The organism is Labilibacter marinus, assembly GCF_001659685.2.
Lineage (GTDB): Bacteria > Bacteroidota > Bacteroidia > Bacteroidales > Marinilabiliaceae > Saccharicrinis > Saccharicrinis marinus.
Map to the genome: position 1 here is coordinate 49,001 of NZ_LXYE02000014.1, position 22,116 is coordinate 71,116.

The window sequence follows — 22,116 nt, forward strand, 5'->3', positions numbered from 1 at the left end:
TTATTTTAAGTTTTATAGGTAATAGATTTAAGCCCTGTAATATTTATGGCATGAGATTTGAATTAATTTTAATCGAACCTCTAAAATTAATAGATATGGTTAAGTTAATAAAGTTTTCTTTTGTGATAATGCTGTTTGCTTGTGGTACCGTAATTGCTGGGCAAAAGTCAGATAGTAAGAAGGCCGATAGAAAGCTTAAAAAAGTAGAGGCCTTTGAAGAGATGGTAGAGTTGGTTAAAAATAAACCTATAGAGTTTGTTGCCGAAAGGGCGTATCCTTCAGGATATCGAAATGTGGATTTATTTTCTAATCCAAATCATTTAAGAATTGATAATGATAATGCAGATATTGCTATGCCTTATTTTGGTAGAGCATATCAAGTAACTCCTGGTGAACGAGGTGGTTTTTATACCGAAAGTGAAATAGAGGATATGAAACTGGAGGTGAATGAAAAGAAACGTAAGGTTAAAATGGATTTTGTTTTACGTAATAAAAACGACCTATACACGTGTAGCTTAGAAGTCTTTGGCTCGGGTAGCGCTACATTATCGATTATTAGTAATAATAGAAATAGTATTTCATATAATGGCTCGGTGAGCGAGTGGATTGAGGACGGTAAGGAAGAGTAACTTATTGAAATGTAAAGTAGAGGGTTTTCATAATGAATGGAAACCCTCTTTTATTTGTTATTCAATAACCATTTTATCTGCCAATTTAATAGCTAGTTCTTCGTCTTTAAGCATGCTGACCAGTTGTAAGGCAAATTTCATGGCAGCACCAACACCTTTTGCGGTTATTATATTATTGGCCACTTCAATAGGAGCATCAGTAGTTTTTGCACCAATTAACTTATCCTCAAAACCAGGATAGCAGGTTACATTTTTATCTTTAAGAATACCTTGACCGCCTAAAACAAGCGGTGCAGCGCAAATAGCACCAATAAGTTTGTTTTGATTGGAAAAGTTTAGCAACAGTTCTTTTAAATCATCGTGTTTATCCAGATTTAATGTTCCTGGCATACCACCAGGTAAAATAAGTAGGTCGGCATCTGAAAAGTCACAATTATTGTAAATCGCATCAGCTAATACTTTAATATTATGCGCTCCTTTAACCTCCAAACTATCTGTAATAGAAACGGTCGTTACATTGATTTCTGCTCTTCGAAGCACATCAATTGGAGTAATAGCTTCAATTTCTTCAAAGCCATTTGCTAGAAATATATATACGTTTTGCATCATTATTTATTTAAGAGTAAGACGTGTATAAAAGTATGAATTGAAGTAGTTATAATCAAACATACTTTGCTCGTTAAAACAAATACGAGTTGAGTTTGTAATAATATTTAAACATTTTGATGTTAAATTTTATCGCTTACATGCTAAAAAGCATATTAACATATGTAAATTGTATATCTTTGACATCTTATTAACGCATTTGATAGTATGTTTTTACTACAGGGAGAGAATACTGCTTTAGTGCAGTCAGGAAAGGAAATATCGTATTACCAGTTAGGTCAGAAAGTTCAGTTATATTCTTCATTATATAATACTGAAGAAACTAAAAAGGTAAGTATATTTTCAGAGAACAGGTTGGGTTGGGTGTATAGTTTTTATTCTGCCTGGAATAACCATTCCGTTGTTGTTCCCATTGACTTTATGAGTACAGTAGAGGATGTTTCTTACATTTTAAATGACTGTAAGCCAGAAGTTATTTTTGTTTCTAAAGAAAAAGATAGTGATTTACAGGAAGCATTATGTCAAGTTGGATACTCACCACAAGTAATTGTTATTGATGAGTATGAGGATAATGCGGCTAGTGAATATGCTGAGTTTCCAGTTATTGAAGCTAAGGGAGATGATACTGCAGTTATAATTTATACATCAGGAACAACAGGAAGTCCTAAAGGGGTAATGTTAAATTATACCAATCTAATAGCAAATATAGAGGCTGTTTCTAAAGATGTAGATATTTATAATCCTGATGATCGGGTTTTGATGTTGTTGCCTTTGCATCATATTTTTGGTTTAGTAGGTAATATGTTAGCACCTTTATCTCTAGGAGGTCTGGCTGCTATTCCTCCTTCAATGGCTTCAGAAGATATTATCAATACTTTGCAAGAGAATAAAGTTACGCTATTGTTAGGTGTACCTCGATTATTCTCTGCTATTCATAAGGGAATAAAAGATAAAATTAATAAAAGTAAGGTCGCAGGAGCTTTGTTTTCTTTTGCTGAAAAACTGAATTCAAAAGCCTTTTCAAGATTTGTATTTAAGGCAGCGCATAAAAAGTTTGGAGGGAGCATCCGATTTATGGTTTGTGGCGGTGCAGCCTTAGATCAAGTGGTTGGTCAAGATTATAAAACTTTAGGTTTTGACGTGTTAGAAGGGTATGGGATGACAGAAGCTGCTCCTATGATAACCTTTACTCGTCCTGGGCATATTAAAGTTGGTTCGCCAGGTTTTGTTTTACCAAAATGTACGGTTGAGATTCGTGAAGGTGAGATTGTGGCAAAGGGAGAAAATATAATGCAAGGGTATTATAACCGACCAGAAGAAACCGCTGAAGTTTTGAAGGATGGATGGTTGTATACAGGTGATTTGGGGCATTTTGATAAGGAAGGATTCTTAATTATTACAGGGCGTAAAAAGGAAATTCTGATTTTATCGAATGGTAAAAATATTAACCCCGTTGAAATAGAATTAAAGCTAGAGCGTTATGCTGCCTTTGTAAATGAAGTAGGTGTATATCAATCGGGTGACCAGTTTAGAGCAATTGTTGTGGTTTCAGACGAATTAAAGCAGCAATATGCCGATAAAATTGAATTGCATAAGCAGATTAAATGGCAAGTGTTTGACGATTATAATCAGCATTGTACTTCGTATAAAAAGGTGGTTGACTTTACGATTTTTGATGGAGAACTACCTCGAACTCGATTGGGGAAATTACGTAGGTTTAAGCTAGCAGAGTTGGAAGGTATTAATGGCGAGGAAGAAGTAGCTGAGGTGCAGGTAGACAGCAAAGAGTTTAATATACTGGCAGATTATTTAGGGCAGGAAAAAGGGAAAAAGATATTACCTCAGCATCATCTTGAGATGGATTTGGGTCTTGACTCTTTGGATAAGGTGAGTTTACAAGTCTTCATTAAATCTACTTTTGGATTAGAGCTCGACCCAAGTGAGTTGGTTCGTTTTAAAAGTGTGTTGGAGTTGAGCGAATATATTCAGGAGCATCGCAATAAAATGGAAGTGGAAAAGATTGACTGGACCCATATTTTAAAAGAAAAAGTAAATCTTTCTTTGCCAAAGACTTGGTTTACAGGCCGTGCTCTTGTAAAAATGTCGAAGGCATTTTTTAGTTTGTATTTTGGCTTAAAAGGAAAAGGAGTAAAAAACATCCCTGATGAACCCTGTATTATAGCTCCTAATCATCAAAGTTATTTTGATGGTTTATTCGTAGCATCATTTTTAAAAGGGGCAACTATTAAAAATACATACTTCTACGCCAAAGAAAAGCACATAAGAAGAGCTTGGCTTAAGTTTCTGGCAAATCGTAATAATATCATTATTATGGATTTGAACAAAGATTTAAAAGAATCTATTCAGAAAATGGGTGAAGCTTTAAAAAAGAAAAAGAACCTGATTATTTTTCCAGAAGGAACTAGAACTCAAAATGGTAAAATGGGAGATTTTAAAAAGACCTTTGCTATTTTAAGTCGTGAATTAAATGTACCTATTGTGCCTGTATCTATAAAAGGAGCTTATGATGCTTTACCTAAAGGAAGTTGGTTTCCAAAACCATTTAAAAAGGTGATGGTGGAGTTTTTAGAGCCAGTGCAACCAGGTACTGAAACGTATGAAAATATTTCAAATGCAGTACACGATAAAATAAGCCATCAATTGGCGATTCGTAAAGTAAGCTAATTATATAGTTTTTGAGATTTAGCCTGTTGATGTTTTCAATAGGCTTTTTTATGGGTAAATGTAGAGCATATACTTCCACAATGGAATTAACAAAGTTACAACAGAAAGAAGGCATGAAATAAGGGCAAACCAGCTATTACTTAGACTATCTCTGTTTTTTATACCAACCAAAGTTAAAACGATAGCAATTATTTGAGGTGGTAATAAATAGTATTTATACGAATAGTTCAGCGCTTCTTTTAGTCCAAACAAGGCTTGAGTTTTACCTGTAGCGTTTGCGTAATCATGTGCAATTGATATATTAATACTTAGCAAGATTAAAATACAAAGTACGTTAGTGAAAACGGCTGATTTGGAATAAGTATCTGGTTTCATGTTAAAAAAAATACCCCGATGTAATTAAATCCGAAAGGGGTAAATTGTTTTTTTTACGTTTTTTAGATATCAAGATTCTTCATGGCTTTTTTCAGGCCTTTGCTAGGTTTTAGTTTGTTTTCTTTGTTTTTACAATACTCAGCCAATTGCTTAGTTGAAAGCTTATATATTTTGTCACTACTTAGTTTTTCGTGAGGGTGATTAAGTACTACATTGGTCATGGAAGCCAAGTAAAGACTAAATAATTCGGAATTATCATCTGTTATTTCAAGTACTCTTGCATCCAGTTCAAAAGTGTAGTCGGGTGTGCCTTCCATCCATTTCATAACTAGTTTAGTTGCTTGTGATCTAATAATGACATCTTGATTTATAGGAGTGTCAATTAAATACTTAGAAGCTGATTTAACTTGTTCTTCTACTTTTTTATAATCAGATTTCTCTTTTAAAGGAGAAAAGTCGAAGTTCTGTGCAGATACCGTGGAAAATGTAATGATAAGACTCAGTAGTATGAAGATTTGTTTCATAGGTGTTTTTGTTATGGTTTTGACAATGTAAAGATAAAAAAATCGAATATTCAAACAAAATAGTCGCAAGGCAAATACCTTGATTTAAATCATCTATATGAGTAGATGACTGACCTAATTTTAAAGGGTTGCGTTACTATGGCAAAATATTTAACAAATAAGATGCCATGGATGATTTAGAAAGTGGATATAAGTAGTCGCTATATCATGCCGTTGTCCTTAAAAAGCTTTAGGTATCTTCTGTCCGTGCCTTGTATGTGGTGTATAAGCCAGCTTTTTAAGAATTTTGTAATCTCGAGTGTTAAAACAATTTGGCTGTGTTTATGCTGATGCTCCAAATCGGTAATTTTATGGATAAACTTTTTATGCTCTAATTGGTGTTCTTCTAAATGTTCAAAGTTATACTTTAGTAAAAAGTCTTCTTCATTTGAAAAATGGTTAATGGTGTATTGTTTCATCTCTATCAGCAATTGGGTTATCTCTTCGTGCGATGAGCCTTGCTGAATGAGTACATGAAACCTGTTGATAATGTCAACTAATGTTTTGTGCTGCTTATCAATGGAAACAATACCTAATTCAAATTTATCTGACCACTCTATTAATGCCATAATCTATTATTCCGTGGTGATTAGGATTTCTGTAAATTCAGAAGTTCTATCATTCGGAAGATAATTATAATATTGTAGAATATAGATATTTATTTACCCAATTCTTTTTTTATCATTGCTTCAATCTCAGCAGTTACTTCCTTTAAATCCCTGCCTGTTGGGTCAATCGCCTCTAAAGCTTTGAAGGTTATCTTGGTTCCAAATTTTAAAGGGTAATTACCGTATTTTATCAGTTCGCTGTTACCGTCAATTACTAAAGGAACAATTTTAGCCGAAGGTGCAGTTTTAACTAAAGCAGCTATACCAGGATGTTGGAACTTCCTTACGCTTCCATCCTTTGTTCTTGTTCCTTCAGGAAATATGCTGGCGCTATATTTTTCTTTTTCAATATGTCTTCCTAATTTGGCAATCTCTAACATTGATTGTCTACCGTTTTTACGATCGATTAAAGCAGAGCCTCCATGACGTAGATTATAAGAAATGCTTGGAATCCCTTTGCCTAATTCTTTTTTAGATACAAACTTAGGGTGGTGCTTTCTAAAGGCCCAAACAATTGGCGGAATATCGAAAGTACTTTGATGATTAGATGCTATGATTAGAGGGCAATCTTTAGGAAGATTATCAAAACCGACAAAACGAATTCGAGCACCATTTATTCCTAAACCATATATTAACAAAAAGTTAAGTACATCAACCGATTTTTTGCGAAGTTTATAGCCTCCAATGAGGTTGCAAACCACTTGGATTACATGAAAGATAAGCAGTAGTAATCCAAAGTATACCCAGTATATAGCTGAAAAGATGTAAGATAAAACAATCATCATTATTAATTATTGGTTTAGTATTTTTGCTAAGTAATATCTCTTGAAATTTGTTTTCGTGGCAAAAGTAAGATATTTTACAGAAACATTGATTTATTTGCATATAATGTATGCTAATCTAGAATCCGTTTATTCATTAAAAAGCAGGCAGCGTGTTTAATTTTGGAAACATTAGAACTAGACTTCAGATTACTTTAGGAATACTTGTAATTGTAATAATTACAGTTTCAGGTGTGCTTAATTTTTTCTCGGCAAAAGATTCTTTATTTGATCGATACAGAGATAGGCAATTTTCTTTAATAGTATTAAGGTCAGCACAAAGTAATCTGCAGGCCAAACTTGAAAGAGCTATGGAAACGTCAGAACTTTTAGCGAAAGATCCTACCCTTATTTCATGGTTTGTAACAGATGAAAATAGTTTATATAAAGAGTTGTCGTTACATAGATTAGATCATATTCATAAAAGCTATTCTTACGAAACAGTTTTTGCAGTTGATGCTAGTACATTGAATTATTGGTCGGAAGATTTTAAGAAACTGGAAGTGCTCGATTGGGAAGATGATGATGATAGTTGGTATTTTAATACAATACAAAACAAAGTTACTACTTCTTTAAATTTTGATCATAACAATAAATTAGGTAGAACAATGTTGTTCGTGAATGTTTTGATGTATCACGAAGATAGTATTGTTGGTATTGCTGGAGTGGGAGTGGATCCATCTGACTTACTTAGAGAGATTGAATTTCATAAGCCTACAAAAAATAGTAATATTTGGTTGGTGCGTGAGGATGGTAGGGTTGTAGTGGCGTCTAACTTAAATGATGTACATAGTAATATTGAAAAGTTTTTAACTCCTCAAACGGTTGAATATATATTATCGGACCAGGATAAAGGAATTGTTCCAAGGGATGTTGTTGAGGGTGATTCGGAGGTGTCATTTTTACGCTTAAGTGGCACTGAGTATAAGTTGGTGATGCACTCACCTAAGCACGATTTATTTCCTGTGTTGGATGTGATTAAAGTGCAGACTTTCTGGTTTAGTTTATTGTTTTTTGCAATAACACTTTTTGTAGTAGCAGTTTTATCAAAAAGGATAACCAAACCTTTATTGCGTTTGCAAAATATTACCGAAAAGTTCTCAGAAGGAGATTTGCATTTAGTGGTGGATAAAAGCTTATTGCATCGACAGGATGAAATTGGTTTGTTAGCCAAGGCTTTTGATAAAATGAAATCTCAATTATCATCTTATATTGATAAGGTAAATCATGCAAATGAGGAGCTAAGTAATGAAAAAGAGCAGCTGAAAAAAGCCAATATGCAATTAAATGTTGCATTGAACAAAGCTTCGGAAAGTGAACGTTTAACGCAGTCTTTTTTGGCTAATATAAGTCACGAAATTAGAACTCCTATGAATAGCATTTTAGGGTTTTCTCAGTTGTTGGAGTTTGTTGAAGCGGATTCAGCCGATCATAAAATATATGCAGGGCATGTGGTTAGAGGAGGACAGCAGTTGTTAACGATATTGGATAGTATTATCAATCTGTCAAAAATAGAGTCAGGAGTCATAAAACCAATCATTGAACCTATTTTGGTAAATGCAATGTTGGAGGAAACGTTTGAGTTATATAAAGTTTTAGGTGACCAAAAAGGACTAAGAATGCATTTAGATATTGATACAAATAATGATGAATTAAAAGTAGATTCTGATATTGCGTTATTTCAACTGGTGCTAAATAATTTAATTTCTAATGCGATTAAATATACAAAAGAAGGGTTCATTAATATAGGGTATAAAAAAACAAAGGGTAGTGTCGATTTTTATATTTCTGATACAGGCATCGGTATAAGTAAAGATAATCTGGATTCTGTATTTAAACCTTTCCGTCAGGTGCAATTAAATCAATCGGAAACAACTGGAGGAGCTGGGTTGGGACTAGCTATTGTAAGCAAGGTGCTTAATATATTAGGCGGCAGTATTAGTGTTTATTCTGAGTTAGGAAAAGGGTCTACATTTACAGTATCCATGCCCTTGAAAGGATAGGTTAGATATAAATAATTTTTAAAAGTAAAGCGAGATTGGAGCGAATATCCAATCTCGCTTTTTATATGATTAGCTTTTTGCTTTGGCCAATTGAGCGTCCTCTGCTATTTGTCTAACTTCTTCCAGGTTAATTCCTGCAGCATAAAAAACGCCTTCCGTATTCATAAAAGTTGACTTACTTGAATTAAGAGGCAATAGTTCACCGGAAAAATTACAAGCCTTTAATCCAAGTTCGTTAAAGATACAGCTGGTGGCTGCAAAATCCCATACACTTCCGCCGCCTTGCTCTTTTTTAGGAAGTTTAAAGTAACAAGCAGGTTGATTTTCTAATACCCAAATCGCGTTCATAACAGCACCACCTTGTTTCTTCATTTTAAAGGCAGCATGTCCTTTTTTGGATAAAGCAAAGTATAATGAAGTGGTGATAGATTTATAATTAGGGTGTTTGTAAAAACTTCTATCGTTGATAAAAGTAAATGCCGCATTCGGCATTGGTTCTGCCTGAACCCATTTTCTATTGTTCTTAAATACGCCCACCCCTTTAATAGCGCTATAAATGTCTTGAGTAATAGGGTTGCAAACCACTCCGATGATTGGTGTACCATCTTGAGCCACTAAAGCAATAGATACAGAGTACCCCTCTTTTCCTTGTGTATATGGAAGGGTACCGTCCAACGGATCAATGCACCAAAAATAGTCTTTAGTAAATCGACTTTGGTCATCTTGAATTTCTTCAGTTAATAAGCCAAAATCATATTTTTTGGTTATAGCCTCAATTTCTTGAAGTATAATGTCCTGGCTTTTAATATCCACCTCTGTAACCACCTGCGAAGCTAAAGTACTACCTCCAATGGGCTGCTTGCAGCTATCGGTAGGTTTCATTTGTACATCCAGTTTTTCCATATCATAAACTGAAATAAAATGACTTGCCTTTTTAGCTGCAATAATAGCTACTTCGCAAATTTCTTGTAGATTATCTGTATTAAGTTGCATTTTTTGGTGTATTTAAAACAATTACGATTTATACCTAAAGGGTATTACGACGTATTAGAATATCTTTCATTGGGATTGTGAACGATAAGTACTATTGTTTTGGAATTTCTATTATATTGTGTTTATGTGTAAAAGGTTGCTGTTATTATATGAGTGTACTTTATATTTTGATAAATGAATAATAGAGTACATTATGCTACAGTGACTTTAACACCTTTTGCGTTAACTTTTCGCTGTAACTATTAATTTTCCAATGACTCGGACTCCAGCCTTTTAAAAAGCGATGAAAGTCTGTCCAAGCTACTGGGTATAAACTTCGCCACTCTTGCTCTAATTCATTAAAGTTTATGGAGGAGCCTTTAAGTGCTTTATTTAGTTCGTCGAAATAACAATCAAGAATCTTAGCCTCCAATTTTTCGCAGTCATCCTCGTATAAACAACTGCCTACAAAATAAGCAACATCTTTCATGCCAACTCCTCCTCCAACGTATTGAAAATCTACTGCTGCCACTTTTTTACCATCTGGAGAGAAACAAAAATTAGCCAGCTTGGCATCGCCATGTACAAAAGTTAAGTATTTAGCTTCGTTTAGCTTTTTATCGATGAATGGAGCTGCAGCTTTTAAAGCTGTATCATCCATAATATTAAGCTCATCGGGCCGTGTATCTAAATGCCAATAAGTACCAATGCTCCACAAGTTATTAGGCTTTTGGTTTAGATACGTAGTATGAAAATTGGCCAGCCATTTTAAACAAACTTCAATTTCTTGCCACGAAACTGAGTTTAGGCGAGCATTAAAGCCACTATCGTCTAAATCTTCCATTACCATAAACACTTCATCGTTTTTGGCTTCAATAACGTATGATTTAGGAATTCGGCATTTATCAGTGCATTTATCTGCAAAGTTTTGATACCATGCAGTTTCTACCTCATATGATTTTACCTTGCGAAGGTGAGAGTAATCTGTATTCCATCCGCGTGGGTGTTTGTTTTGCTTGGGCATGCGAACATGCTTTGCTACCACACTTTTTATCGGACTTCCTTGTAAAGATAAACGAACAATACTACCGTATCCACTCCACAAACTCTGAATCTCCTCTTCTACATTTAAATCATCCGCACCAGTTACCTGAAGGGTTATGTCTTTAAAATGTTTGTTCATGATCTTATTTTGAAGCCGCAAATATAATAGTTTTTTGCAGGTAAAATGTATTAAATAATGGCGAATTAAACTAAACAATTCGTTAGGTAACGAAAAAAATAGTTGAATGAACGAAAAAAATAGTTACATTTGTTATGTCAACAATTATTCATGGTACAAAAATGATAAAAATGAGTTTACAAAAACTTACAAAACGCGAAGAAGATGTAATGAAAATTTTATGGAAGGCTGGTAAAGGTTTCGTAAAAGATTTATTGAGCGAACACCCTTCTCCCAAACCTCATTATAATACATTTAGTACTATTATCAGAGGTTTAGAGGATAAAGGATATGTTGGCCATAAATCGTACGGTAATACGCACGAATACTTTCCTGCTATTTCAAAAGAGGAATATCGTACTATGTTTGTAAAAAATGTGGTATCCGATTATTTTGAATCTTCTTATAAAAATGTGGTTTCTTTTTTTGTAAAAGAAGAGAAACTCAATGTTGATGATCTTAAAGAACTAATTGATTTAATTGAGAAGAAAAAGGATTAAAGATGCATACGTTTTTTGAGTTTCAGCTAAAAGTGGGTGGAGTATTGGCCGTTGGAGTGCTTATATATCTGCTGTTTTTGTCTCGCGATAATTCTTTTAATCGCAATAGGTTATGGTTGCTAGGTTGCTTGATAGTACCATGGATAGTACCGTTGATGGCCATGCCTATGCAGTTAAAACAATGGTTGTTTAGAGAAGAAGTTCCGGTTAGAGATTTTGTGATTAACCATTATGTAACGGATTCTACAGCTACTATGGTGCAAGTGCCTCAAACTAATTTCCTGACATGGGAAAACGGTTTATGGTTGGCGTTTGCATTGATTGGTGTAATTTTGTTACTTCGATTATTAATGGCTTGTTTCTCCGTTTTTCAATTGAGAAGAAAATCACAAAAAAGTAGCTATTCTGGACTTAGGCTGAGATTATTTAAAAACCTTAGTATTGTACCTTTTTCGTTTTTCAGAACTATTTATGCACCCAAAGAAATTGAAGAATCGAATGATTATCAACTGATATTGGAGCATGAATCTACGCATTGTAAACAATTGCATTCAATTGATATAATGATGGCTGAAGTGGTATTACTGCTGCTCTGGTGGAATCCTTTTGCATGGTGGTTAAGAAAGCTTATTGCTCAAAACCATGAATATTGTGTTGACAACAGTATGCTTAAAAAAGTGGATGAGCCCAGCAGGTATCAATACTTATTAGTCAATCTATTATCGAGCAATTCGAGTTTACAATTGGTAAATAGTTTTAACGGAAGTTTTACTAAAAAACGAATTGTAATGATGAATAAAAATAAATCTAATCATATCATTAATAAATTAAAAATGGTGCCTATTGTTGGGGTACTAGTATGTGCTTTTTCAGCTTTTACTAACCCTGATCTTACAATTGTGCCAACTCCCCAACAAAACATATCGGTATCTGATTTAATAGAAAAAGCTAATGTTGATGTTGAAAATGTAGCAGATTCAACAAAAGGTAGTGATGAAGAAGTAATTGCTGTTATGGGCTTTTCTGCAAAGGACAGTGTAATTATAGATAAAGATGGTGGGCTTGAGTTACATGGCGATGTGGATATTAAAGTAGTAGAAGGCGAAAAGCAACCGTTGGTAATAATTGATGAGAAAGAAGAAACTATGCAGGTGTTAAACAACCTGGATCCTTCAGAAATTGGGAATGTAACTGTAATTAAAGATGCTTCTGCTATTTCCTTGTATGGCGATAAGGCAAAAAATGGCGTTATCATAGTTCACAAAACAATAAGTAAGGATAAAGGTATTGTAGTTGTAGAAAAAAATAAAATAGATGAAGCTCCAGTAGTTAAGATTAAAGATTCTAACGAAAGTTTTAGTGAAGCTTTGGTAATTGTTGACGGCGAAGAAATGCCTATGGATGAATTTAATACCCTAAAGCCTAACTCTATTAAAAGTATTGATGTGATGAAAGGTCAGGCTGCTATTGATAAGTATGGAGATAAGGGTAAGCATGGTATTATTCAGGTAGTAATGTATCGAGAAGGTGAGAAAACTTTTGTTGAGAAGAATGGCCATATGCTCGTTCATAATAAACCTTTGAGTTTAAGAGAAAGTAAACAAGGCCTTGCTTTTTCGATTTATCCAAGTCAGCGAAATCCTATTTACATGGTAGATGGAAAGGAGATGTCTGCTTCGGATGTAAACAATATTGATGCACTAAAAATTGCATCTATTAGCGTACTTAAAGATGCTTCTGCCATTAATAAATATGGAGAAAAAGCTAAGGATGGTGTTGTTGAGATAAGCTTAAAACAAGATGGTGATGCATCAAGTAGGTCAGAAATTAGCGATGATATTAAAACCATTAAAGCGACCAAGCGTTCGTTTAAATTCTCAACCAAAGGAATTGAAGGTATGCAAGGTAATCCTTTGGTATATATTGATGGAGAAAAGAGTAGTATAGCTGAATTGCAAAAGGAATCTGCCACCAGAATTAAAACAATTGATGTATTAAAGGGGGAGCAGGCTATAGATAAATATGGAGATGAGGCCAAAGATGGTGTGTTGTTGGTTACATTGCATTCATCGGTAGTAAAAGCGCTAGAAAGCGATAATCAAATTATTTATGACGATAGAATTCCTAATAGCACCAAGGGGAGAACGTTTAAAATGACTATCTCTAAATCCAAGGGTCGTAAGTTTTTGATTGATGGTAAAGAAGCTACTTACGAAGAAGTTAATCAGTTAGATCCACAAGCTATTGAAAGAATAGATATTACAAAAGATCCTGAAGTTTTAAAGGAAATTAAGCATGCTTCAAAAATAGGTGTAGTTAGGATAACTTTAAAGAAATAAAGGAAAAACAACTTGATGTTTACGCCCCTCCATTTTTGTTAATAGAGGGGCTTTTTTATGTGTAGTATGAATTATACACATGGATAACTCCATCTTCCTAAATCTGAAAAATCAATAAAAAAATGCAAAACAATCATATCAAATTAATCACCTGTGTTCTGTTTATTCTACTATCTCAGTTTGCAATTGGGCAACACACTACAGTAAAATCAATAATCTCAGGCCAATTAATAGGAATACCAGTTAATGATCAAGAATTGTATATTGAGTATAATGATATATTTACAGGTAAGAGTTATAAATACAAGCCGAAAGTGCAAGCAGATGGTTCATTCCATCAGTTAGTAAGGTGTAGCAAAAAACAAGAAGTCAGCATATATTACAATAAAACCTTTAAAGTGATTCTTCAGCCTAAGGATAGTATATATGTAAAAATAACACAAAAAGGCAAGGAGATTAATTGCCTATTTAAAGGAGATGGAAAAGAACTTAATGAGGAGTTAAACTTATACCTTTCCAATTATTATGCAAAAGTTACTTCTAAAGAGAAGTTGGATGATGCTTATAGGGATAAATCTTATAGTGAGATAGCTCGTTTTGCAAAGAAATTAAATGCAAAAATATCAAAGCAGCAAATGCTATTTAAACAAGAGGTTCAGTGTTCGGAAGATATGAAAATATGGCTTGATGCGCAGTTGAAGTATAACTATTGCAGTGTGTTATTCAACTATCCTTTTAATCATATGCGATTGAATAAGCTAAGGCGGGGCGAATGGTCTGTGCCTGCTGAATATTATTCATTTGTAAAAGAAATGCCTGATATATCTGAGCAATATTATTTGCATTCGGAGTTGATGACTGAGTTGATTAGGGGCTTTTCATCTTATTCAACTTATGCCTTCACGCAGAAGTATGGAAGCAATGGAGTTACTTTGGAAATGGGAAATCCAGAATATTTATATATGGATATAATGCTTGAATGCATGGCTGATCACCCTAATATCAGGCAATTGGTTTTGGGAGATCATATGCATCGTAAATTATCAAAGAATAATGTGGCGCTTTATGCAGAACTGAAAACGCAACTAAAGGAGAATATTTCGGACCCAATTATTTTAGAAGGATTAAATAGTCATTATCAATCCTTGACTAATGGAAAAGTACATTCTTCAGTACAACTATCTAAGATGAAAGGAGCTACTTACCATCAAATTATCAAAGAGATTGTAGATAAACATCCTACTCAATTAATCTATGTCGATTTGTGGGCTACGTGGTGTGCGCCGTGTATTAAAGCCATGAAGAAAGCTCCGTCCATACACAAAAAGTATGCAGGAGAAGATATCAGTTTTGTTTACCTATGTTTAGGTTCTAAAGAGCCAGATTGGAATGTGGTGATATCAAAACATCATTTACATGGCAATCATTACTGGCTTAATTCAGAGCAATCTGGTGTTGTAGTAAACAAGCTTGAGACAAGATTATTGCCTCGGTATTTAGTGATTAATAATGGAGAAGTTGTGGATGCAAAGGAGTTTTCGTTTTCACCATCTAATCCTAAAACATTTGAGTTGATAGATGAATTATTAAAGAAAGAATAATGTAATTCAAGATTTATTTTTTTATAAACTGGATAAGCTAGTTTTACTTTATGGCCCTTTTAGTCTGCGGATTAAAGGGGCCTAGTTTTTTAATCAAGTATTAGATAGTATCAAGTTTTAAGTTTCCGTAGCTCTTTACTTCATTAAAAAAAAGACGTAAATTATATGTCACGAAAAAAATCAGATGATCAATTTACGTTTAACTTAAAGTATCTGCAATGATGAAACACTTACTCACAAAAAGTTTTAAAAAGGTGTACTACGCACTATTTGCTTTATTAGCATTGGGTGTCAATGTAGTCGGTCAAAGTAAAATTACATTTAATGTTACTGCAGATGGAGTGGCGGTGCAAGGTATTACTGTTTATGTGGAGGGTGTGTTGACTGCCACTAATAGTAGTGGTGTGGCTGAATTATTTTTGCCCGATGGAACTTATAATTATTCTGTAGTTACCATTGGAACGCCAGAAGAAATTACCATTGGAGCAATGGATTTAAGGTATTTTGATACGGATGGTAGAGGAGATACCAATGATGACCCATATGACAATATTTTTGTGGAGGAAGAAGAGTTAATTGTTTCGGGTGCAGCTACGGTAAACGTTATGTTACCTGTTACCGAATTTAATACAACCATTGGTGGTGTTGGTGGTGCAATTGAGTTTAGCGTCACAGGTGATTACACCAATGATAATGGCCAGAATAAAACGAAACTTATTACATCAGTAACAAGTGATGTAAGTGGTGATATTACAATCCCATTACCTGTAAGTAGGACCGATGATAAAGGCAATATTCTAAGCTTTACATCCTATACATATATGGATTCGTATAATACTACAACTGCTGTTTTCGATCCTTCGGCTGGCCCAATTGCTATTGCAACTCCGGTATTAACTGATGTTACCTTAACAGTTACTGCTGGCGGAACTGATGTTGAAGGAATAACTGTTGAGGTGAATGGTTTAAAAGATGTTACGGATGCTAACGGAGAGGTAAGTTTGAAACTTTTGGATGGCGATTATAATTATTCGGTATATACCGAAGGTACTCCTGAAATGATAACAATTGGAAGTAATACATTTACTTATCAAGATAACCCAGGAAGAACATCAGGTCAAAACAATCCATATGATAATATTTTTATTAATAATGAGAGTATTACCATTACTGGAGGAGCTCCTGCTACAGATATAATGCTAGCTACAACAACATTCAATACTACGGTTAATGCAGGAGCTGCATCCATTGATTTTGAAATAATAGGAACTTATAGTGGAGGTAAAACTAAGGTTATTTCAGAGCTCACCAGTAATGGTTCGGGTATGCTAACAGCGCCTATTCCAAGTCACCGAGATGCTGATGATGGAAGTATTTATGAATTTACAACATTCACTTATGTGTATGATGATGGCGTAATTACTGATATTTTTAATCCTACCGCAGGACCAATAGGTATTGCTATTCCATTATTGTATGATATAACCTTTAATGTTAGTGCAGGAGGACAAGCCGTTGAAGGAATTATGGTTGGAGTGGGAGAGCAATCTATGGAAACCGATGCGAGTGGAGATGCCCTGCTTAAACTACCAGTAGGATCTAATGATTATATGGTTTATACCACTGGATCGCCAGAGTTTATTATGGTGGGTGGTGAAATGATGGTTTATGGAGATGGCGAGGATAGTTACGACAATGTATTTGCTGTAGCTTCAGTAGATGTTTCTGGTATAGCCACTGAAGATGTTACCTTATTAACACCAACATTTAATACAACTGTTGATGGTCATCCAGAATCAAATGAGTTTTTAGTTGGTGGGGTGTTTAATTCTGGAGGAGGAGATGAAACAACCCTTCTAACACAGTTGGAAAGTGATGAAAATGCAAGTGTAATGGCACCACTACCAACGCACCTAATGGGTTATGGTAGTATGTATGCTTTTTCATCTTATGCTTACGCAGATGTTTTTGTTTCTACTGAGTCACCTTTCGATCCAATGTCGTCGCCAGTGACAGTAGCCTTAGAATCCTATAACTTGGTGGTGTTTACAATTACATCAGGAGGTCAAGATATAGAGGGTATAACTGTTCAGGTAGGCGATCGTACTTCAAAAACAAATAGTTCAGGTGAAGCTATTCTTTACTTGCCAGATGGGGATCATATGTACTCTGTATTTTCTACAGGTTCTCCTGAAATGATTAAAATAGGAGGCGAAGATTTTACATTTATGGATACGGATGGACGAGGTCGAACAGGTGAAGATCCTTACAATAATTATTTTATTTATGAGGAAACAGTTACAGTGGATGGAGCAAGTCAAGAAGATGTTATGTTGGCAACAACTATTTTTAATACTTTTATTGATGCAAGTGCAGCAGCATTAGAATTTAGTGTAGTTGCTGAGTATGATGGAGGGAAAAATAAAACCCTTATTTCTACTATTTCAGATGTCTCTGGAAGTATTTCAATCCCTCTACCAACTCATAGAGATAGTGATCAGGGAAGTATTTATAGTTTTTCTAACTATACTTACTCTGCTAGCTCAGGTACAGTATCTGATATGTTTACACCTGCAGGTCCACCTGTATTGATAAATGCAAGCAGTCCAAGTGCAGTCACTTTTACAATTACCGCAGGAGGAACAGCTGTTGAGGGCATTACAGTGCTTGTTCACGACAACTATGAAGTGACTGATGCTTCTGGGCAAGCAGTATTTATGTTGCCTGATGGCGATTTTGACTATGGTGTACTTACCATGGGAAATCCAGAAACCATTACAATAGGTTCAAACTCGTTTACTTATAAAGATGCGGGGGATGGTGAAAACCCAGTAGATGCCTACGATAATGTGTTTGTAACGGGTATAGTTACTGTTTTAGGAGCCACACCTGAAAATGTAGCCTTAGAAACAACCACCTTTAACACGACCATAGGAGGTGTTCCGGGAGCTGTTAATTTTTATGTTGACGCAGGATATATTAATGAAAATGGTGATAGTAAGCGCAAAACTTTAATCGATTTAACCAGTAGTGCAGGCGGATCCCTTGCAGTTCCTTTACCAACTAAACGTACCAATAGTAACGGAAGTATCTTAGATTTTATGGCTTATACTTTCTCAGATATGGCAATGATTACTACAGGATTGTTCGACCCATCATCTTCACCTGTCAATATTGCTACGCCAGGTTTAAATGATATTACATTTACTGTAACTGCAGGTGGCATTGCTGTTGAAGGTATAACAGTAGGTATTGCTGGAGTAATTGATCAAACAAATGCTTCTGGTCAGGTTGTTCTTTCGGTTCCTGATGGAGATCATACTTACAATGTATTTATTGATGGTTCACCTGAAACAATAACCATAGGAGGACAAACCATTACTTATAATGATGATTATCAAAATTACTTGCAAGTCTTTAATAACGTGTTTGTATACGAGGAGCCAATCACAGTTTCAGGAAATGGTAGTGAGGGAGTAGCTTTAACAACCACCACCTTTAATACTACCATTGGAGGATCTGCAGCGATGGCAGATTTTACAGTTATTGCACATGATGCAACAGGAGAATGGGAAGTAGAATCCGTGAATTTGATACATGCTACAAGTGATGGTAGTGGTGCTTTAACTATTCCATTACCTACACACCTGTTTATTTTGGTGGAGCAAGGTGGTGTAATGGTATTGGATGAGTATGGTTATACCAGTCCAGTTGGTGATGTAACGGGTTCTTTTAATATGGGAGATAACCCTGTAACTATTGCTTTGCCGTTGTATAGGGATGTAACATTTACTGTAAATTCAGGATTAAATACCGTTGAAGGAATGACTATTTCTGTAGGTAATATTACTGAAGTAAGTGATGCTTCTGGTCAAGTAATGATGAGTTTACCTGATGGTGATTTTGATTATTTAGCTTATACATCAGGTACACCCGAAACCCTTACTATTGATGGTGAAGTAATCACTTATAAAGATATAGATGGTGAAGGTAACGATGATACTAATGCTTACGACAATATATTTAAAGAAGGTAGTTTTAATGTGTCAGGAAATGAAGATATTGATATAAACTTGACTGAAACAACTTTTAATACGGTTCTGGATGGAGGCCCTACTGCTGCTAGTTTTAGTGTGTCTGCTATGTATAACAATAGAAATGGAATGCAGACCAAGCTAATTGCTATGCTAGCTACGGATGCAAGTGGAGAAATAATTATACCTATGCCAGTGAAAAGAACAACAACGGAATTAGGTATACTTACGTTCTACAACTATTATTACGAAGATGCTTCTGGTGATTTTTCAGATATGTTTGACCCTGAGGTAAGTCCTGTTGTAATTGATTTATCTACAGCGCAGTTGGTTACGTTCACCGTTAGAGATAATACTAACTCAGATTTACTTCAAGGAGCAGCAGTCAGTGCTGGCGGAAGTAGTCTTGGAACAACAGATGTAAACGGACAAATATCAACATATATGGAACCTGGAGTATATGATTATACGGTGACCTTAGCTGGATATAACGACATGACAAGTATTCCGTTTGGAATTTCAAGTTCGGCAATGGGCATTTCGGTTAATTTGGTTCCAGTTGGTACAAGTGTTAATGATGCTATGGCAGATCGTTTTATTTGTTATCCAGTGCCAGCTAAGGATGAAGTAACTGTTAAGTTTTCTCAACTTTATTCTGGTGTAATTAGCATCTACACAGCATCTGGTAGTTTAGTAAAACAGCTTAAAGTGAGCGATACTAGTTTGGAAACTATAAATGTTTCGGCATTGCCAAAAGGAATGTACCTTATTAAGGTAGAATCAGATTATAGTAAAATAGTGATTGAATAATTTTTAAATATCTATATAAATGGAACAAGGGGGACTTTTAAGACTCTCTTGTTTTGTTTTTTATTACAATTATACCCATGAAACAGATTAATCTTAATACTTGGAATAGAAAGGAACATTTTGATTTTTTCTCTCAATTTAAAGAGCCTTTCTTTGGCATTGTTGCCGATGTAGATTGTACCAAAGCATATGAGAGTGTTAAAAATGCAGGCATTTCATTTTACGCTTGGTATATGCATAAATCTTTATTAGCAGTAAATACTATCCCCGAATTTAAGTGTAGAATTATCAATCAACAGCCCATGGTGTATGATGAAGTACATGTGGCTGGCACTACCATTCGCGATGATGAAACTTTCGGATTTACTTTTGTTCCTTACTCTTCTGATTTTAATACTTTTCAAAATAACCTTAAATCAGAAAGTCAGCGTGTAAAAGTTTCTTCTGGTTTAGGATTAAATGATAATACTGCTCGGGTAGATGTTATTCATTACTCAACCCTTCCTTGGATAAATTTCAGTAGTCTAACTCATGCACGAAGTGGCGTGCACCCTGATAGTATTCCTAAAATTACCTTTGGAAAAGCAGTGTTAAAAAATGGTATTATGATGTTGCCAGTAGCCATTAATGTTCATCATGCTTTAATGGATGGTATTCATGTCAATAAATTTCTTGAAAAATTTGAAGAACTTTTAAATGACGTGTAATTTGGTAGGAGAATTATCATGTTTTCACCTTCAATATATCAAATACCCACCTAATTTAAGTGTAGAAAACCTCAAGGCTTAGTTTGTAATACTTTATATTTAAGGGTGATTAAAAATCAGCTTAAATTTTATCTACAATTTTATGAACTTCCTTAAAAGAAATGGAACTACGGCCAAAAGGTATAATATACTGGCATTAATATTTGGTACCGTAGTTATTAATTACCTCGACAGAACAAATATCTCGGTAGCGGCTTCTGCCATGAGCGAAGATTTGGGGTTTAGCTCGGTGCAAATGGGATTTATATTTTCGGCTTTTGCCTGGACCTATGTTGCATTGCAAATTCCCGGTGGAATGATTGTGGATAAAATAAAACCTCGTATTCTTTATAGTGTTATGTTGTTTTTATGGTCCATAGCAACACTTATTCAAGGGTTTGTTAATTCATTTACTGCTTTAATCGGTTTGCGTGCCAGTATTGGGGTGTTTGAAGCGCCTTCATATCCTTGTAATAATGCCATTGTTACTAAGTGGTTTCCGGAAAACGAAAGGGCTTCAGCTATTGCTATTTATACTTCTGGTCAGTTTATTGGCTTGGCCTTTTTATTTCCATTATTAACCCTTATTCAAGATGCCATGGGCTGGAGAGGATTATTTATCTTATCTGGTGTTATTGGTATTGCTTGGGCTGCAATTTGGTATTGGGTATATCGCGACCCAACTAAGTATAAGGGTATTAGTAAAAAAGAATACAATTTAATTAAAGATGGAGGAGGGTTAATCGAAACTAAAGCGGAGAATGAGAAACCTAAGGCATTTAATTGGTCTGATTTAGGGCATGCTTTATCATACAGAAAGCTATGGGGAGTATACATCGGTCAGTTTTGTTTAGGAGCTGTCACGGTATTTTTTTTAACCTGGTTTCCTACCTATCTAGAAAAGTATAAAGGAATTGATTTTCTGAAATCAGGATTTTTAGCTTCTGTGCCTTTTCTTGCTGCTTTTGCAGGTGTTTTACTGTCTGGTTTTGTTTCAGATTATTTGGTAAAAAAAGGTTATTCAAACGAAGTAAGTCGTAAGGTGCCTGTATTAACAGGTATGTTACTGGCTGTTGTTATTATAGGAGCAAATTTTACTGATAATACCACTTTGATTATTACTTTTTTAGCAGTTGCATTCTTTGGAAATGGATTAGCTTCTATAGGTTGGGTCTTCGTTTCCTTAATGGCTCCTAAAAACTTAATAGGTTTAGTAGGGGGAGTATTCAATTTAATTGGAGGTTTATCAGGTGTTATTATTCCTATTGTAATCGGTATTATAGTTAAGGATGGCGACTTTAGTCCTGCCTTATATCTTATCGGAGGACTCACCTTCTTAGGTTTCTTTTCATATTTATTTATTGTAGGAAAAGTAGAACGTATTGAAATTAAAAAGAAGTAGTGTGTTGTATAAAAGTTTATTTAAGAAGTGAGCAGGTTATACATGAATCCATCTTCAGGAAAAAGCGTTAAGAAAACTATGGATTGTAGTGTTAAGAAAGAAAGGTTGTTTGAGTGCAACGAGTTCTTTTCTTTCAACGAAAAGTAATAGTTTTTAGTTTTTTCATGTCAGTGGCCACGGCAAATGCATTTAACTATTAG

15 protein-coding genes are annotated in these 22,116 nt (G+C 34.7%); 9 read left to right on the forward strand and 6 right to left on the reverse strand.

Annotated features, from left to right (window positions below; all coding sequences use genetic code 11):
• Positions 1-95 precede the first annotated feature (95 nt).
• A complete protein-coding gene (locus A8L32_RS06595) occupies positions 96-629 on the forward strand; it encodes a DUF4251 domain-containing protein (RefSeq protein WP_158027205.1) in 534 nt (177 codons plus the stop codon).
• Between the two features lie 57 nt (positions 630-686).
• Here A8L32_RS06595 and A8L32_RS06600 read toward each other — a convergent pair whose 3' ends face one another.
• Positions 687-1,235 carry a DJ-1 family glyoxalase III gene (locus A8L32_RS06600; protein ID WP_066629345.1) on the reverse strand — a complete coding sequence of 183 codons (549 nt, stop codon included), beginning with the start codon at positions 1,233-1,235 and terminating at the stop codon, positions 687-689.
• Positions 1,236-1,442: 207 nt separating this feature from the next.
• Between A8L32_RS06600 and A8L32_RS06605 the strand changes: the two genes are divergently transcribed.
• The gene (locus tag A8L32_RS06605; RefSeq protein ID WP_066629295.1) at positions 1,443-3,920 is read left to right on the forward strand and encodes an AMP-binding protein; all 2,478 of its coding nucleotides are present in this window, start codon (positions 1,443-1,445) and stop codon (positions 3,918-3,920) included.
• A 437-nt stretch (positions 3,921-4,357) separates the two neighbouring features.
• Here A8L32_RS06605 and A8L32_RS06615 read toward each other — a convergent pair whose 3' ends face one another.
• From A8L32_RS06615 to A8L32_RS06625, 3 genes are all read right to left on the reverse strand, one after another.
• A complete protein-coding gene (locus A8L32_RS06615) occupies positions 4,358-4,819 on the reverse strand; it encodes a hypothetical protein (protein ID WP_066629308.1) in 462 nt (153 codons plus the stop codon).
• Between the two features lie 200 nt (positions 4,820-5,019).
• Complete coding sequence (locus A8L32_RS06620; protein ID WP_066629311.1) at positions 5,020-5,427, reverse strand: bacteriohemerythrin; 408 nt, start codon at positions 5,425-5,427, stop codon at positions 5,020-5,022.
• 89 nt (positions 5,428-5,516) lie between these two features.
• On the reverse strand, positions 5,517-6,251 hold the full coding sequence (locus A8L32_RS06625) for a lysophospholipid acyltransferase family protein (protein ID WP_066629314.1): 735 nt from the start codon (positions 6,249-6,251) through the stop codon (positions 5,517-5,519).
• 149 nt (positions 6,252-6,400) lie between these two features.
• Here A8L32_RS06625 and A8L32_RS06630 point away from each other — a divergent pair, with 149 nt between their 5' ends.
• Positions 6,401-8,290, forward strand: coding sequence for a HAMP domain-containing histidine kinase (locus A8L32_RS06630; protein ID WP_066629322.1), 1,890 nt, complete (start codon positions 6,401-6,403; stop codon positions 8,288-8,290).
• Between the two features lie 69 nt (positions 8,291-8,359).
• On the opposite strand, the gene A8L32_RS06635 is transcribed toward A8L32_RS06630, so the two are convergent.
• Both A8L32_RS06635 and A8L32_RS06640 read right to left on the reverse strand, forming a co-directional pair.
• Entirely contained in the window at positions 8,360-9,283 is a 924-nt protein-coding gene (locus A8L32_RS06635; RefSeq protein WP_066629324.1) for a 3'(2'),5'-bisphosphate nucleotidase CysQ family protein, read from the reverse strand.
• A gap of 196 nt (positions 9,284-9,479) precedes the next feature.
• Positions 9,480-10,445, reverse strand: coding sequence for an oxidoreductase family protein (locus tag A8L32_RS06640; RefSeq protein WP_066629326.1), 966 nt, complete (start codon positions 10,443-10,445; stop codon positions 9,480-9,482).
• Positions 10,446-10,615: 170 nt separating this feature from the next.
• Between A8L32_RS06640 and A8L32_RS06645 the strand changes: the two genes are divergently transcribed.
• The 6 genes from A8L32_RS06645 to A8L32_RS06670 all read left to right on the forward strand — a co-directional run bounded on the left by A8L32_RS06645 (position 10,616) and on the right by A8L32_RS06670 (position 21,916).
• Positions 10,616-10,984 carry a BlaI/MecI/CopY family transcriptional regulator gene (locus A8L32_RS06645; RefSeq protein WP_066629347.1) on the forward strand — a complete coding sequence of 123 codons (369 nt, stop codon included), beginning with the start codon at positions 10,616-10,618 and terminating at the stop codon, positions 10,982-10,984.
• A gap of 2 nt (positions 10,985-10,986) precedes the next feature.
• The gene (locus tag A8L32_RS06650; RefSeq protein WP_066629328.1) at positions 10,987-13,323 is read left to right on the forward strand and encodes a M56 family metallopeptidase; all 2,337 of its coding nucleotides are present in this window, start codon (positions 10,987-10,989) and stop codon (positions 13,321-13,323) included.
• A 122-nt stretch (positions 13,324-13,445) separates the two neighbouring features.
• Positions 13,446-14,924, forward strand: a complete 1,479-nt coding sequence (locus A8L32_RS06655) for a TlpA family protein disulfide reductase (RefSeq protein WP_066629331.1) — start codon at positions 13,446-13,448, stop codon at positions 14,922-14,924.
• A gap of 218 nt (positions 14,925-15,142) precedes the next feature.
• Complete coding sequence (locus A8L32_RS06660; RefSeq protein WP_083631211.1) at positions 15,143-19,768, forward strand: T9SS type A sorting domain-containing protein; 4,626 nt, start codon at positions 15,143-15,145, stop codon at positions 19,766-19,768.
• A 77-nt stretch (positions 19,769-19,845) separates the two neighbouring features.
• Complete coding sequence (locus tag A8L32_RS06665) at positions 19,846-20,475, forward strand: chloramphenicol acetyltransferase (RefSeq protein WP_066629334.1); 630 nt, start codon at positions 19,846-19,848, stop codon at positions 20,473-20,475.
• Between the two features lie 142 nt (positions 20,476-20,617).
• Entirely contained in the window at positions 20,618-21,916 is a 1,299-nt protein-coding gene (locus A8L32_RS06670) for an MFS transporter (RefSeq protein ID WP_066629336.1), read from the forward strand.
• The last annotated feature ends 200 nt before the right edge of the window (positions 21,917-22,116 follow it).